The following is a 13,809-nucleotide window of genomic DNA, read 5'->3' as shown; positions in this document are numbered from 1 at the left end:
CGATTGTACCCAGCTGATTTCGGTCGTACCGTCCTCTGTCCCCGTGTCGTCCATTAAGTCGGAGATGGGACTACGGATACGAAACCCTATCCGCATATATGTTCGAGCGAGGGTCCGGATGCGTTTCGGAGTGATTGGTGCGAATACTTGGACTATCGGCCGAATTCATTCGGGAGAGAACCTATTGGCGGACGGTTCGACCTCCTCAGTAGAGACGATGGTATCCGAAATCGACGTTCGCGAGCGGACGGCCGACGAGTGCCGTGAGCAAATCCGGGAGGACCTGCGTGACATCCCCACCGGTGAGACGGTGACTATCGTGGCCAACCACGATGTCGAGGCGGCACTGTACCAGTACCAAATCAAACGTGGCGAGACGCTAGATTGGCAGTACGAGAATGCAGGACCGGAGGTCTGGGAGATTCGCGTGAGTAAATCGGAGCGCGCTGGGGGAGGAACTGCCCTGACCGAGTTCGACGTGCGGGAGATGCCGCCGCGAAAGCGCCACTCGGTACTCCTCGAAACCTTCGAGCTACTCGACCCGGAAGAAGGGTTCGTCCTGGTGAACGACCACGACCCGAAGCCGCTCTACCACGAACTTCACTCTACCCGTGGCGACATCTTCGAGTGGCAGTACACGAACCGCGACTCCCAAGAGTGGAAGGTCGAGATACGCAAGACCGACGAAGGTGAGGCGGAAGACGACGACGAGGTACAGGCGAAATTCGACGTTCGTGAAATCCCGAAACAGGAGCGACATCCGACGATTCATCACCGGTACGGGAACCTCGAAGACGGCAACGCGATGGAGATAACCGCCCCGCACGAACCCCGTCCGCTCCACAGGGAGTTCCGACAGCGATACGGACAGTCGTTCTCGTGGGAGGTCCGAGACAAAGAACCGGGCCGCTGTCGCGTCCGTATCACGAAAGGCGGCCAGTCGAGTACCGACGACGAAGTTCCGTCGCAGTCAACCGACGAGTCGATGGACGTGACGGAGGAACTGGACGTTCGGGACCTGCCGCCCGCCCAGCGCCACCAACAGATTTTCGAGGCGTACGAGCAACTTCAGTCGGGTGAGGCGTTCGTCCTAGTGAACGACCACGACCCGAAACCGCTCTATCACCAGTTCGAAGCGGAAACCGGGAGCGAGTTCCGATGGGAGTACCGGCAGCGAGAACCCGACGAATTCAGAGTCCTGATCGGGAAGGCTGACGGTATCGAGAACGACTCCTCGGCATCCGAGACCACGAAAGCGCCGTTTTGAACGTTCGGGTCCGGATGCCCCAGCCACGGATTCGGAGCGAGACGTGACGGTCTCGGAGTTGTTCGGGTGAATTCCTATGTCACCCCGAGAGAACAGTACGAGTACACGAGAGGTGATTCGAATGACTACGACAACAATTGATGCGGAACGGAGTCTCGCCGACCTCGTCGAAGAGAACCCGGAATTCGCCCGCGTTTTCGAGTCCTACGGCATCGATTTCTGTTGTGGGGGAGACGCCTCCCTCGAAACCGCGTGTGCAGAAGCGGGACTCAAACTATCCACGGTTCGTGACGAACTGGCGGCAGTGACGGACAGCGACGGCACACAGGACTGGGAAACGATGTCGGACCTCGTCGACCACATCGTCTCCGAACACCACGAGTATCTCCGTGAGGAGCTTCCAGCACTGGAGGACCTCGTTCAGAAGGTCGTGAGCGTCCACGGGGAGAATCACCCGGAACTGCAGCGAGTCGGCGAGGAGTTCTCCGACCTCGCCGAGGCGATGCAGACGCACATCTCCGAGGAAGAAGACGAGGCGTTTTTGCTCGTCGAGAAACTCGACCGCGGCGAGCCACTCACAGAGTCGGAAGTGGCGACGCTCCGGGAGGAGATAGATAACTTCGAGGACGACCACGAGGAGACCGCGGCACGTCTCGAGCAAATCAAGGCGTTGACCGACGGATACGCGGTCCCGGACGACGCCTGTCCGAGTTACCGCAACATGCTCGCCCGTCTCGAAGAACTCGAACGAGACACCCACATGCACGTCCATCGAGAGAATAACATATTGTTCTCCAGAGCCGAGCAGGAGCTATCGACCGCTACCCGGAGTTGAATTTCACTGGCTAATCGATTCATTCCATCGCGCCACGCCGCCCCCGACACGGATTGACACGAGTTACCTCCAGCTACTCGAACGAAGGACGTAGATTGACGCGAACATATCCGTGAGGAGACTTAGTTTCGGTGAGCCTAATTCACGCATACGGTGATTCCGTAATGACCGACCCACCGACGGAGGTTGGTGCGACCGTCGCGAACGACCTCTTCGACAAGTACGTCCTTCCGAAAGTTGCGCTCGCGGTTATCCTGACCGCCTCACTCGTCGGGACGTGGGTGACCGGTCGTCTCGCCGACCAGACGGCGGTCGTCGTCACGCTGGCTAAGTGGTCGTACTTGGTTTCCCTCGGCGTTCTCACCGGCGGACTCGTCTGGAAGCACCTCTTCGTTCGCCCGCAGGACCTCGGGACGGACGCGAGCGAGTACTGTGCGGAGATGTACTCGCGATTCGACAGCGTGGCTACCGTCGCCGTCGTCGTACTCGCGTCGAGCGGACCGTTCGTCCTCGCCAAGTACGCCTCGTCTCTCGGAACCAGCCTACTCGTAGTCACTCTCGGCGTGCTGTCTTCGCTCTGGGTCGGAACGACGGTCGTGACGGTTCGCCGTTCGACGTCTGTCGACGAACAGTTTCGGAGTCAGAGCGGCCTCCTCACGATGGCTCTGGCTTTGGCAGTCGTCGTCGTGACGGCGCTCGCGGAGGTGAGTCTTCGGGGATTCGACCCGATGGCGGCGGCCGTTCGGGTGTTGCACCTCCTCGCGTTCGCCGCGTGGATCGGTGGCGCGGTCTGGAACATCTTCGTCGCCGTCCCGACGGGACAGCGCCATCCGACGACGGACGTCGTTCAGGCCGCGGGCGAGCAACTCGAACGTTTCCGGTGGGCGGTTCGGTTCATCATCCCGACGCTGTTCCTGACGGGCCTGTATCAGGCCGTCGACGCGTTCGGTGTCTCCGTGGGAAACTACCTCGGCAATCCGGTGGGGCTTGCCGTCCTCGCCAAGATCGGGTGCATCGGTCTACTGGTCGTCATCTTCAAGCTCTGCCCGATGTGGCGGGCCTGCTCGCCTATCGACGGCGTCTGCGAACTCGAAGACCTCGGGAACGGACGACCGTCGGGCGGTTCAGCGGAGGGCGAAGCCGATGACTGACTCCGAAGTCTCCGAGACGGGTCCGGACGTCGAACCTGACACGACTGTCGACAATCGGGGACGCGGCTGTGCGAGCGGAATTGCTCGCGTCCAGCGCGCGCTGGAGGACCTCGAAGACGGTGCGATACTACGAATTCAAAGTACGGACAAGCGGGCGAAACAGGAGTACCCTCAACTGGCGTCACAGACCGGTCACGAACTTCTGGCAATCGAGACGAACCGGAGCGGTCTCCTCCGAAAGGAGTACACGACGTACCTCGAAATCCACCACGAGTGACCGACAGCCGACCCCAGAACGCACCGACAGTACACAGAACACCGAGCGAATACAGTGGGAGCGGCTAGCCGACGCCGATTCCCGCGACACTTCGACCCGGGGGGTGACGGCGCCTGCCGTCGTCAAGGCGAGCGAATCGGTCCACGTTACGTCTCTCGATGTGGTCAAGCCCGCAGACACATTCGGTATCGCGCAGGTCGGCACCAACGCACGGAGGTACCTCGGACGACTCCACTACGTCACGGGTGCGGCCGAAATAGGAATGGGATTCTGTCCGCGAGAGTCCCAGACGGCGCCGTGTCGCCGCACCGGGCCGCTGTCACTCTTTGCGCAGCGTGGCGATGAACTGGTCAGGTCCGATCTTATCGACGACGTATTCGTCTGCGTCGAACGACTCGACTTCGGTCTGCATCTGGTAGTACAGCGGTTTCGGGTCGTGATCGTTGACGAGCGTGAGGGCCTCACCGCTGTCGAGTTCGTCGAACGCGTCGAAGACCTTCGGGTGGCGTTCCGGCGGCGGCACGTCGCGGAGGTCGAGTGTCTCTCCCGTCATGTGGACGGAACTGGACACGCTCGTCACGAAACTCTTGTCACGAACAGGTTCGCAGACGACTGTACTGATATCACCCCGTCCGTCACGGCGGTTCTCCTATCGTGACGACGGAGTTCTGGCGGTGGTGCGCCGTCAGTGGGCGAGAAGGCCTTCACATTCTTTATCGTCGCTGGTGGCAGTCTCAGACCCGCCAGCATCTGACTGCTCCGGCGTCGGTCGGTGGAGAAAGCGGTAGTGTTCGAGGCGCTGGCTCTCGTCGTATTGGCCCTCCCCTCTTCGCGGAGGTCACTCGAGGGTGCCGTATCCTTCGTCTTCCATCAACTCGGCGATGCGCTCGGGGTTCTGGAACGCCGCGAGAAGCGCGAACTCCCGTGCGTCCGTCTTCGAGACTTCGCTCGTTCCGAGCTGGTCGGCGAGTTTACTCCGGAACTCCGCCTCCCGGTCGGCGACCTTGTCCCGGACGTGGATTTCGAGACGCGTGTCTCGTTCGTCGCCGACGTTACTCCGCCGGACGAAGTACGGATACTCGTCCGCCGGGGGAGGAGACTGGCCGGATTCCCGCGCTGAAACTCGCCCGGTCGTCGATTGCTCTGACTGGTTCTCGCTCTCCGACGACGTTCCACTCGGCGACGTTGTCGAGGACCTGCCCGACGATGTCGACGTGGACTGTTCGGTCGGAGTTGATTTGGACTCGCTGTCTTCCTCTTCACGCGTCTCTGCCGTTTCCGCAGTGTTGTCGTCTTCGTCGCCGTCTTCGTCGTCGTCACCGCCGAAATCGAGGTTCCCGGAGCCGGATTTGAAGTTGCTCATGCGGTCGCCTCCGTTTCCTCGTCTTCTCGGAGGTCGATGGTTCGGTTCTCGAACTCCTGAATGTCGAGTTCTAACACCGGATCGACGTCGGTGTCGAACGTGTCCACTGCGACGAATCGGGCGAGTTCGTACAGTCTCTCCAGCGTCTCGATCTCTCTATCGCGTACTCGCCGTTGGCCCGGTTCACTCACCATCTCGCCGTCTCGCTCGAAGGTCTTCCAACGCTCTTCGACGACTTTGAACGCCGACCCCCTCGCCTCCCACATCGCGTCCATGAGGCTCTCCCGGTTCCCGATGGTAACTGGCGTGGCGAACGCCTCCGTGTCCTCGAACTGCTGCTGGTACTGGCGGTGAGCGTTCGTTTGGCCGACGCCAGAGGGGACGACGCAGGAGAGTCCGATTTCGATGTCCAGTTGGGTCTCCATGTTGCCGACGAGTTCTTCGAGCCCTTCCAGACTCAGGTTGCCTTTTCCGGCGGGCTTGACGGGCGCGACGAGCGTCCGCAGTGCAAAAATCGCGTTGTAGAGCAGGTCTTCCGCCCGCGCGTTGGGGTCGATGAGAACCGCGTCGTACTCCTGATGGAGTTCCTGTTTCTCCCAGAGTAACTCGTGGAGGAGTTCGAACCGCGGGTACTCGTCGCGACTCATGTTCTGCATGCCGGTTTCGTAGGATATCTTCTGCTCCAAATTCGAGGTGAAGTCTCCGAGCATGTCGTGGCTCGGGACGATATCGACGCCTTCGGCCGTCGTCTCGATCAAGTCGTCGAAGTCACCGTCCGGCATGTCGAGGATGTGTTTGACAAGATTGTCCGCATCCGGTTTACTTCGGTGTTCGCCAGCGTCGAACAGACTCGTCAGGTTCCCCTCTTGGGGGTCGAGATCTATCACGAGGGTATTTTGACCCATTCGCTCCAACGCGACGGCGAGGTTAGCCGTCATCGTCGTCTTGTACGTCCCGCCCGACTCGGAGTAGATTACAGTCGTTATCATATGCCGCCGGATTTCTCCCACTGTACTATAAATCTGTGTCAGACGGCCGGGGCAGATATCTGTAATAGCCTTCTGTTCTATCTGCCTGTAATAGACCTCTGTAACCCGCCACGTATGGCGGTTGTAGTAGCCCTCGCGGAATTAAAACCATCTAGTACAGACATCTATTACAGACACCTATTACAGAAGTCTGTGACACAGTTCTGTATTCGGTAGGTGTACACTGAACTGACGCACGTCGTCTGGTAGAGAACACTGTCACGGAACATCGTCATTGAAATCCGCCACTCAAACCTGTAACAGACACCTGTAACGGACGTCTGTTATAGACGTCCGCCACATGTAGTAAATACAGACATAGATCACAGAAGGCTGTGACACAGTGCTGTATTCGGTGAGTGTACACTGAGCTGGCGCAGGTCACCTGGTATAGAACCCTGTCACGGAACATCGTCATTGAAATCCGCCACTTATACCTGTAACAGATGTCTGTAACGGGTATCTGTTATAGACGCTCGCCACATCCACTAGATACAGACATATACCACGGAAGGCTGTGACAGAAGCTCTGTCGAACGTGGAGTAAGAAAGTCGGAGCGCGATGAACGCTGTCGGTATCCGTCCGCGCCGGAATCTCCTGAAAATACGTTCGCGAGGTGTAAAATGCGTTCACTCCACGAGCGTCCTGCTACGTGAACGGTTCATCGCGGTGACGCGCGCCGGTCCGTATGAAGTCGAACTGCACGCCCGACCCATCTTTATGATTCGGCCGCCCGATGCATGTTCTGTGCCAACGTTCGTCGTCGGCGGCGGCGATGCCGCCGGAATGTCAGCGGCCAGTAAAGCGAAACGGGACGACCCGGATCTCGACGTCGTCGTCTTCGAACAGGGGGAGTGGGTTTCGTACGGCGCCTGCGGACTCCCGTATTATATCAAAGGTGAGATCGACTCCCTCGAAGATCTCGTCTCAGTCACGCCCGAGGAGTTTCGTCAGGAACGGGACATCGATCTCCGAACCGGACACGAAGTCGTCGATATCGACCCCTCGAATCGGGTCGTCACAGCACGGAGTGACGATGGAGCGGTGAGACAGGAGTACGATCACCTACTCGTTGCGACGGGCGCAGAGGCAATAACGCCGCCGATCGACGGGGTAGACCACACGGGCGTCTACACGCTCGGGTCGATGTCAGACGGGAAAGACCTCCGTGACTACGTGGGGCGGGCGCGTGCCGACGGCAATCTGCAGCAACCCGACAGGGGACCTGCGTGCCAGTTCCTCGAAACGTGTACCGGACCTGTCGGCATCGTCGGTGGTGGATACATCGGTATCGAGATGGCGGAAGCGCTCGCGGCCAACGGATTCGAGGTCCACCTCTTCCAGCGCGGCGACCGTATTCTGAAGCAGTTCAGCGAGGCCACGAGTGAGACTGTCCTCGACCACCTCGCCGACCGAGACGTTGCGGTCTACCTCGGGGCGGAAGTAGAAACGCTCGCGGGCGACGACAGGGTCGAAGCGGTCGTCACCGACGACGTACGCGTCCCGGTCGAAATGGTACTCGTCGGGACCGGCGTCCGTCCGCGAACAGCCCTCGCCGAGGACGCGGGCGTTCAATTAGGCGAAACGGGGGCCATCGCGACCGACGCGTACCGAGAGACGAACCTCCCGGACGTGTACGCGGCGGGCGACTGTGCGGAGACCGAACACGTCGTCACGGGCGAGCCAGCGTACGTGCCCTTGGCGTTGACCGCCAACCGCCACGGCCGGGCAATCGGACAGACTGTCGCAGGAGAACCGACGGAGGGCGGCGGTACCGCAGGGACAGCGGCAGTCAAGGCGTTCGAGATGGAGGCCGCTCGGACCGGGGTTCTGAATCACGAGGAGGCCCGTGCGGTCGGCTTCGAACCGATGACCGAGACCATCGAGGCGAAATCTCGCGCTGGCTACTATCCCGAAGGCGGGACCGTGCAAGTAACGCTCACCGTCGATCGGCCGTCCGGTCGCGTACTCGGCGGCAGTCTCGTCTCCGAGTACGGTGAGGGTGCTGTCTACCGGAGCCACGCGCTCGTCGGTGCAGTGACCGAAGGCATCACCGTCGACGAACTCTCGAACTACGACCTCGCGTACGCACCACCGTTCAATACGACGTGGGACCCCGTCCTGACCGCTGCGAAGGTAGTCGAAAGCGAGCGCTGAACTGTCCCGCGGTCGTCGCCAAGCGCGGGGCTAGTCGTCGCGGAACGAGTCCCGGAATACGTCGGGTAACTCTCTGTCGTGGTCGTCCTCTCGGTTCTGAGTGATTGCGAGTTGGTCGTTACGCTAGGGAAGGAATGGCAGCCAGTTCGTCAGATTGAATATTGCTCAGAAGGTTCAAAAGATTCCGATGCATCTCGTCCTCGATTACGGCGGTGTCATCGTCGAGCACGGCGACGAACGCGAACAGGCCCACATCCTCGGCGTCGATTCCGAAACCGAACCCTATCCTGGATGGCTCGCCTACTTCGCATTCCGTGACGGCTTCGTCCAGCGCACAGCGGAATACGTCGAACTCCTCTCGACGCTCACCGGGGCATCCCACGACGCGTGTCGTGAGTATCTCGAGAAGACGTGGCTCGACCCCGAGTTTCCCGAGGAACACGTAGACGTCCTCCGAGACCTCGCAGACGACCACACGCTCGTCCTCTTCAGCAACATGGCGCGCCCGTGGGTCGAGACGGTGCTCTCGGAGTACGGGGTCCGGGAGTGCTTCGACGATCTCGTCGTCTCCTCGGACTTGCGGCGGCCGAAACCCCATCCAAAAGGGTACTTCGAGTGCCTCCCCGAGGGCGACGAATCAGTCGCCTTCGTCAGCGACGAGTACAACGAGGACCTCATGATGGGCGAAACTCTCGGGATGACGTCAGTGTGGATCGAAAGCGACGAGGAGACGCCGTATAGAGAACCCGACGTTCGGCTTTCGACGTTCGGTGATCTTCCAGACGTCCTCTCTACGGACGGCCCGGCGCCCGTTCGATAATTCGTCGGCCAAGTTTACCGAATCATCTGCCGGTAACGCGCTGGTCGATCCGCTCTCCGCCTTCAGCACGGCCAACATCAGGCTGCTCGAACCGGAGGTTCTGCCTGCTACGTTCGCACGTCTCTGCGCCTCCGAGTGAACACTCCTCGAACTGTGAACGTCCACGCCGAATCCGGGGACCATCACCAGAAACTACCCACCATTTTATATCCGTTAGATTTTTATATGAAATAATAGCACACTTGATACGGATGTTACAGAAGTTTGTTAACTCCGATTTTGGTGGACTCTTCAAGAACGGAGTCTTCATGCGGTTGTTCTTCGGCCGGGTCGTTACGGACGTCGGGGATAGTTTGTATTTCATCGGGTCAATGTGGATCGTGTTGGAACTGACAGGTTCGCCGTTCTACACGGGAGTGGCCGCCGCGCTAATGCGGATACCGGACATCTTCACCGTATTCATCGGGCCGCTCGTGGATCGCTGGCGGTTGCGCCGGATCCTGCTGAGCACGCAACTCATCAACGGTGTCGTCGTACTGCTCGTTCCGCTTGCAGCGCTAACGGGCCACCTCTCGGTGTGGCTAGTCCTGTTTCTCATCCCGCTGCTGAAGTTCATCAACGGATTCGTCTATCCTGCTCAGAACGCGGCCCTCCCTCGGCTCGTTGAAGAGGACGAACTCACGCGGGCGAACTCGCTCTTTTCGACGTCCCTGCGAACGGTCGATATGATCGCCAACGCGATCGCTGGCGCACTTATCGCGATCATCGGCGCAGTCGCTCTCTTCGTCGTCAACTCGGTCACGTTCGCCGTTGCGGCGATCATGTTCGTCGGCGTCACTGTTCCGAAGACGAACGGAAAAGACGACGTCGAAACCGAAGACGCGACGGACAATGGAGATGCAGACGAGGGTGGATATCTCGTCGAACTCAGGGAGGGGATTGATTACGTTCGTGGGTCGGCACTTCCAGCGGTGCTCTTCGGGATGATGGTAAACAACCTGGCCGCTGTCGCAGTGACCGCAATTCTGCCAGCGTTTGCCGATTCGATCGGCGGACCGGCGGTGTATGGCCTGTTGGTCGCGGCGATAGGTGCCGGGGGCCTTGTCGGGGCGGCCAGTGCGTTTCTCGTCGAGGATTTCCCGTTCGGCTGGGTAGCGGCCGTAGCACACGTCTCATCAGGAGCGTTGATCTTCGTGGCGATCGCTGTGCCCGGGGTGTGGGCTACCGCACTACTGGTATTTATCGCCACGATTCCCACAGGCATGTGCAACGTGCTGTTCTTTTCGATGGTCCAGTCGACAGTCGACAATACGCTACTCGGTCGCGTCACGTCACTCGTCAGTGGTACTCTTTCGATGATGGCACCTGCTGGTGGATTGCTCGGTGGAGCCCTCGGTAGCGCGGTCGGCAGCGTGACGGCACTGTATGGAGTCAGCATCACCATTGGACTCATCGGCATCTACTATCTCCTTCATCCACAGCTCAACGACCTCTCGCCAGTCACCGAAATTAACGAGGCGCAACTCGGGCTGAAACAACCCGATTAGCTTCCAGCCGTGTCGTAGAAGAGACTCGTGATGTCGCCCGAGGTGCGGTCCTCGTACGGCTGGCTCCGAAGACGGTCGAAATTTTCAGAAGCGAGTCGGTCAGACGTTCGTCGACCCGGTTGGGGTTCAGGGGAACGTTCCAAAACGACCATTTCGAGGCACCACTCCCGGACCGAAGCTACCACGGAGGACAGTATCGTCGGTTGCTGCTACGATTCTTCCTCCCACTCTCGGCGAAGTAACCCGTACTGAATCTCGTCTCGATACTCGCCGTCGACGAACTCCGCTTCGCGTTTCCGTCCTTCTTCGGTGAATCCGAATATTTCGGCGAGACGCTGGATCGGGACGTTGTGGTCGTAGGTTTCCATGTATACTCCGTGTGAATTGAACGTCCGGAAAACGTAATCGATCAGTAGTTCCAGGCATTCTTTGGCGTAGCCCTGGTTGTGGTGCTCGGGCAGGAACCACCCCTGGAGTTCCGGGCGAGTCGCGTTGACGTTTACCACGTCGACTGCGCCGATGGGCGTCACCTCGTCCGCCGAAGGATAACCGGACTCCGCGTCGTCGTGATCGAGACAGACGAGGAAGTTAGCGTTGTTCTGGTTTTCGATGTGCCCTTCGAGCACCTCTTCCATCTGGTGGCGATTGCGGTGCATGGAGATGCCGAGTGGATAGCGAAGTTCCGGATTGGCGTGGGCCAGTTGGAGGAACTCGGCATCTTCACGCTCGACTGTCCGCAACGAGATTCGCTCACCGTTCTCGACAAGCTGACCTGGCATAAATCCGAACTTGTATACAGTGCATAAATATTTTTCTTCTATGTTATAAACCTACTACATTATGGATTATTTTAGTATACATAATATTTAAGATGCATGCTACCAATTGACAATTCGAGCCCCTATGAAAACGGTCAAAACGACGCTCTTGGAGCGAACGGACAGAGTCCTGTCTCGCCAGCCAGGGACGGAGGCCAACGAAACATTCGACGTAGGAGCGAACCGATCGCTCCGAGGTAGTTACGTGACCGGGATCCGGTCTCGAACCAGCGATACTGTCGATCGTCGAACGGTGACAGCATGACGATTCTCGTCGAGCCAAATACCGGGTGTAACCTCGGTTGTACGTACTGTTACGAGGAACCGGATCGACAACACTCCCAGGCGGACATCGACGCGGAGTACGACATTGAGAAGATAATGGACCGTCTGGAACAGTTCAGTGAGAAGTACTCTGAGGTCCCGTCGCTGTTCGGTGGCGAGCCGCTGCTGATGCGGAACGAGCACATCGAGCGGATCTTCGAGTGGATCTATGAGGAGTACGACCTCGAGGGGACCAGCCGATACACTCGGATCCAGACCAACGGGACCCTCATCGAAGACGAACACATCGAGATGTTCGAGAAGTACAGGGTCAACGTCGGGATCTCCTGTGACGGGCCTCCCGCCCTCAACGATCTTCGCCTGGCGCGTTCCGAGGTGGACGGCGAAATGCGTGACGTCACTGAGACGATGACTGAGCGGACCCTCGACGCGATCGATCGTCTCAAGAAGACCGACGTATCCGTCGGCATTATTACCGTTCTCACCACGCAAAACGCCGGTACCGACGAGAAGCTCGAACAGCTCCTCGACTGGATGGACGACCTCACACAGCACGGCATCTACGGCCACTTCAATCCTGCAATCCCCTACGAGGACATCCAGGAGGACCAGTCGCTGAGTCCCGAGCGACTCAAGGAGGTGTTCCTCCAGAGCTGGGAGTGGTTCAAGGATGAGCCCTACCACCAGTGGAGTCCAATGACCAATTACCTGAACAATCTGCTCGGCAACCACCTCAAATACTGCATAAACGACAAATGCGACCCGTTCAACGCGGCCGGTGCGAAGGTCATCAAAGGGGACGGAGCCACGAGCGGTTGCGGGAAGACGTGGGCGAGTGTCGGTGACGGGAGCGCGTTCCTGCAGGGCGATTCGATCGGCAACGAGTACAACAACACCGAAGAGCGCTACGAGATGCTCAAACAGGTCCCGGGTGCCCACACCGAGGGAGAAGAAGACCAGGGAGGGTGCAAGGGCTGTCGGTACTGGAACGTCTGTACCGGTGGCTGTCCGGCGGCGGGAATGGATTACGACTACCGGAACCGGACGAGAGATTGTAAGGCGAAGTACGCCCTCTATAAGCAGATCGAAGAGGACGTGCGCGCGATGTTCCCCGGTATCAGGTTGATCACGGACGCCCCGTGGGACGCCCCCCTGGCCGACTTGACCATCACCAACGACGTCGACATCATGCCGTTCGCCGGGATGCACCACAGCCAGGCGGAAGATCCGAACGTGGTTGGCGGCTCTCACGACGCTCCCAGCGTCGAGGAGATCGCCTACCGGGAGAACGGAGAGAAATGACGTCGATCACCAGCGACTGTACCCGAATCCGAGGTTCTAATCGTTCACAATGATGCTCGATCCCTCCCGAGACGAACCGGACGTTTCGCTTGACCTCCCGGAGGTCTCGAAACATAACTGGAAGGAACTGGAGATCCGTGATGCCTGGGACGATCCGCTCGAATCGTTCGTTGAGGGCCGACGCGAGGTCGCCCAACGGGCGCTCCTGGACGAAGACCACCCACGGAAAACCCTTCGTCGACTCGTTCCGACGGAACGAGCGTCGGACATCGTCGCGGACATGAGCGAAGAGATCGACGTCGCACGAGCGGTGGACGACGACAAGACGACCCTCATGTTGACGTCTCCAGATTGCCCCGCCGACCCAGAGACGCTCCTGGACTGGGACGTCAGTCCCATCGACCAGATGAAATACCGGGGCGTTCCGGACTGCTGTGCGACTGCCCTCACACAACACCGGGCAAACGGACAGCATGATCCCATCGTAGCGATCGCCCGGAATACGCCGAGTACGGAGGAACGTGGCGGCGAACTCGTCGTCGAAGATCCTCACCCGATCCTCAACCCGATTTGGGCCTACCAGGGATGGAGTTTCGTCGACTTCTACCCGTGTTCATTCGAGTGTGATCGTGCACGCGAGTTCGCCAGTGAAACCGGGCGGCTATTCCGGGAGATCGGAAGGGATGAGGCCGCGGAAGCCGCCTACGAGTTTCTCACCGAACCCACCTATTGGTCCGGGTATCACGGTCTCGCCCACGTCAAGAACAGTTGGTGCATCGGCGAGTACAACACCGACGATTACTGGAAAGAAGAGGTCGTCCGATTCAACGGATACCACGACGAAGTCGGTGACGTCTCCTCGATCGACTTCAACAGCTGACCGATCGGTCACGGTCACTCTTGACCCCATCATGAAAGTTATTAATAATATAAAAGATTAATTAATATAGGGATTTAT

Annotated in this window: 13 protein-coding genes; 9 read left to right on the top strand and 4 right to left on the bottom strand. The window is 59.1% G+C overall.

The features are described from left to right. Positions 1-217 precede the first annotated feature (217 nt). From NGM06_RS22185 to NGM06_RS22170, 4 genes are all read left to right on the top strand, one after another. Entirely contained in the window at positions 218-1,267 is a 1,050-nt protein-coding gene (locus NGM06_RS22185) for a DUF2249 domain-containing protein (protein ID WP_254270567.1), read from the top strand. 121 nt (positions 1,268-1,388) lie between these two features. After that, positions 1,389-2,102, top strand: coding sequence for an iron-sulfur cluster repair di-iron protein (ric, locus tag NGM06_RS22180; RefSeq protein ID WP_254270566.1), 714 nt, complete (start codon positions 1,389-1,391; stop codon positions 2,100-2,102). A gap of 164 nt (positions 2,103-2,266) precedes the next feature. Next, entirely contained in the window at positions 2,267-3,253 is a 987-nt protein-coding gene (locus NGM06_RS22175) for a CopD family protein (protein WP_254270565.1), read from the top strand. Continuing rightward, positions 3,246-3,530, top strand: coding sequence for a sulfurtransferase TusA family protein (locus tag NGM06_RS22170; RefSeq protein WP_254270564.1), 285 nt, complete (start codon positions 3,246-3,248; stop codon positions 3,528-3,530). Before NGM06_RS22175 ends, NGM06_RS22170 begins: the two co-directional genes overlap by 8 nt. A gap of 319 nt (positions 3,531-3,849) precedes the next feature. Here NGM06_RS22170 and NGM06_RS22165 read toward each other — a convergent pair whose 3' ends face one another. The 3 genes from NGM06_RS22165 to NGM06_RS22155 form a co-directional block, all read right to left on the bottom strand. Further along, positions 3,850-4,083 carry a DUF2249 domain-containing protein gene (locus NGM06_RS22165; protein WP_254270563.1) on the bottom strand — a complete coding sequence of 78 codons (234 nt, stop codon included), beginning with the start codon at positions 4,081-4,083 and terminating at the stop codon, positions 3,850-3,852. A 285-nt stretch (positions 4,084-4,368) separates the two neighbouring features. Further along, positions 4,369-4,893 carry a DUF7970 domain-containing protein gene (locus tag NGM06_RS22160; RefSeq protein ID WP_254270562.1) on the bottom strand — a complete coding sequence of 175 codons (525 nt, stop codon included), beginning with the start codon at positions 4,891-4,893 and terminating at the stop codon, positions 4,369-4,371. Continuing rightward, positions 4,890-5,882, bottom strand: coding sequence for a ParA family protein (locus NGM06_RS22155; RefSeq protein WP_254270561.1), 993 nt, complete (start codon positions 5,880-5,882; stop codon positions 4,890-4,892). Before NGM06_RS22155 ends, NGM06_RS22160 begins: the two co-directional genes overlap by 4 nt. 787 nt (positions 5,883-6,669) lie before the next feature. Between NGM06_RS22155 and NGM06_RS22150 the strand changes: the two genes are divergently transcribed. The 3 genes from NGM06_RS22150 to NGM06_RS22140 all read left to right on the top strand — a co-directional run bounded on the left by NGM06_RS22150 (position 6,670) and on the right by NGM06_RS22140 (position 10,446). Continuing rightward, a complete protein-coding gene (locus NGM06_RS22150; RefSeq protein WP_256568014.1) occupies positions 6,670-8,079 on the top strand; it encodes an FAD-dependent oxidoreductase in 1,410 nt (469 codons plus the stop codon). A 187-nt stretch (positions 8,080-8,266) separates the two neighbouring features. Continuing rightward, on the top strand, positions 8,267-8,899 hold the full coding sequence (locus NGM06_RS22145; RefSeq protein WP_254270560.1) for an HAD family hydrolase: 633 nt from the start codon (positions 8,267-8,269) through the stop codon (positions 8,897-8,899). Positions 8,900-9,150: 251 nt separating this feature from the next. Beyond that, positions 9,151-10,446, top strand: coding sequence for an MFS transporter (locus NGM06_RS22140; RefSeq protein ID WP_254270559.1), 1,296 nt, complete (start codon positions 9,151-9,153; stop codon positions 10,444-10,446). Positions 10,447-10,655: 209 nt separating this feature from the next. Here NGM06_RS22140 and NGM06_RS22135 read toward each other — a convergent pair whose 3' ends face one another. After that, positions 10,656-11,225 carry a GNAT family N-acetyltransferase gene (locus NGM06_RS22135; RefSeq protein ID WP_254270558.1) on the bottom strand — a complete coding sequence of 190 codons (570 nt, stop codon included), beginning with the start codon at positions 11,223-11,225 and terminating at the stop codon, positions 10,656-10,658. A gap of 300 nt (positions 11,226-11,525) precedes the next feature. Between NGM06_RS22135 and NGM06_RS22130 the strand changes: the two genes are divergently transcribed. Then, positions 11,526-12,851, top strand: coding sequence for a radical SAM protein (locus NGM06_RS22130; protein WP_254270557.1), 1,326 nt, complete (start codon positions 11,526-11,528; stop codon positions 12,849-12,851). A 49-nt stretch (positions 12,852-12,900) separates the two neighbouring features. After that, positions 12,901-13,731 carry a hypothetical protein gene (locus NGM06_RS22125; RefSeq protein WP_254270556.1) on the top strand — a complete coding sequence of 277 codons (831 nt, stop codon included), beginning with the start codon at positions 12,901-12,903 and terminating at the stop codon, positions 13,729-13,731. The last annotated feature ends 78 nt before the right edge of the window (positions 13,732-13,809 follow it).

This window comes from Halorussus aquaticus, assembly GCF_024218795.1.
In the GTDB taxonomy this organism is placed as follows: Archaea; Halobacteriota; Halobacteria; order Halobacteriales; family Haladaptataceae; genus Halorussus; species Halorussus aquaticus.
The sequence above is the reverse complement of the archived record's forward strand: the minus strand, read 5'-3'. Positions and strand labels throughout refer to the sequence as shown.

Coding starts and splice junctions, on each gene's coding strand:
- NGM06_RS22185 (WP_254270567.1), top strand. CDS start 218: ATGGTATCCGAAATCGACGTTCGCGAGCGGACGGCCGACGAGTGCCGT.
- ric (WP_254270566.1), top strand. CDS start 1,389: ATGACTACGACAACAATTGATGCGGAACGGAGTCTCGCCGACCTCGTC.
- NGM06_RS22175 (WP_254270565.1), top strand. CDS start 2,267: ATGACCGACCCACCGACGGAGGTTGGTGCGACCGTCGCGAACGACCTC.
- NGM06_RS22170 (WP_254270564.1), top strand. CDS start 3,246: ATGACTGACTCCGAAGTCTCCGAGACGGGTCCGGACGTCGAACCTGAC.
- NGM06_RS22165 (WP_254270563.1), bottom strand. CDS start 4,083: ATGACGGGAGAGACACTCGACCTCCGCGACGTGCCGCCGCCGGAACGC.
- NGM06_RS22160 (WP_254270562.1), bottom strand. CDS start 4,893: ATGAGCAACTTCAAATCCGGCTCCGGGAACCTCGATTTCGGCGGTGAC.
- NGM06_RS22155 (WP_254270561.1), bottom strand. CDS start 5,882: ATGATAACGACTGTAATCTACTCCGAGTCGGGCGGGACGTACAAGACG.
- NGM06_RS22145 (WP_254270560.1), top strand. CDS start 8,267: ATGCATCTCGTCCTCGATTACGGCGGTGTCATCGTCGAGCACGGCGAC.
- NGM06_RS22140 (WP_254270559.1), top strand. CDS start 9,151: ATGTTACAGAAGTTTGTTAACTCCGATTTTGGTGGACTCTTCAAGAAC.
- NGM06_RS22135 (WP_254270558.1), bottom strand. CDS start 11,225: ATGCCAGGTCAGCTTGTCGAGAACGGTGAGCGAATCTCGTTGCGGACA.
- NGM06_RS22130 (WP_254270557.1), top strand. CDS start 11,526: ATGACGATTCTCGTCGAGCCAAATACCGGGTGTAACCTCGGTTGTACG.
- NGM06_RS22125 (WP_254270556.1), top strand. CDS start 12,901: ATGATGCTCGATCCCTCCCGAGACGAACCGGACGTTTCGCTTGACCTC.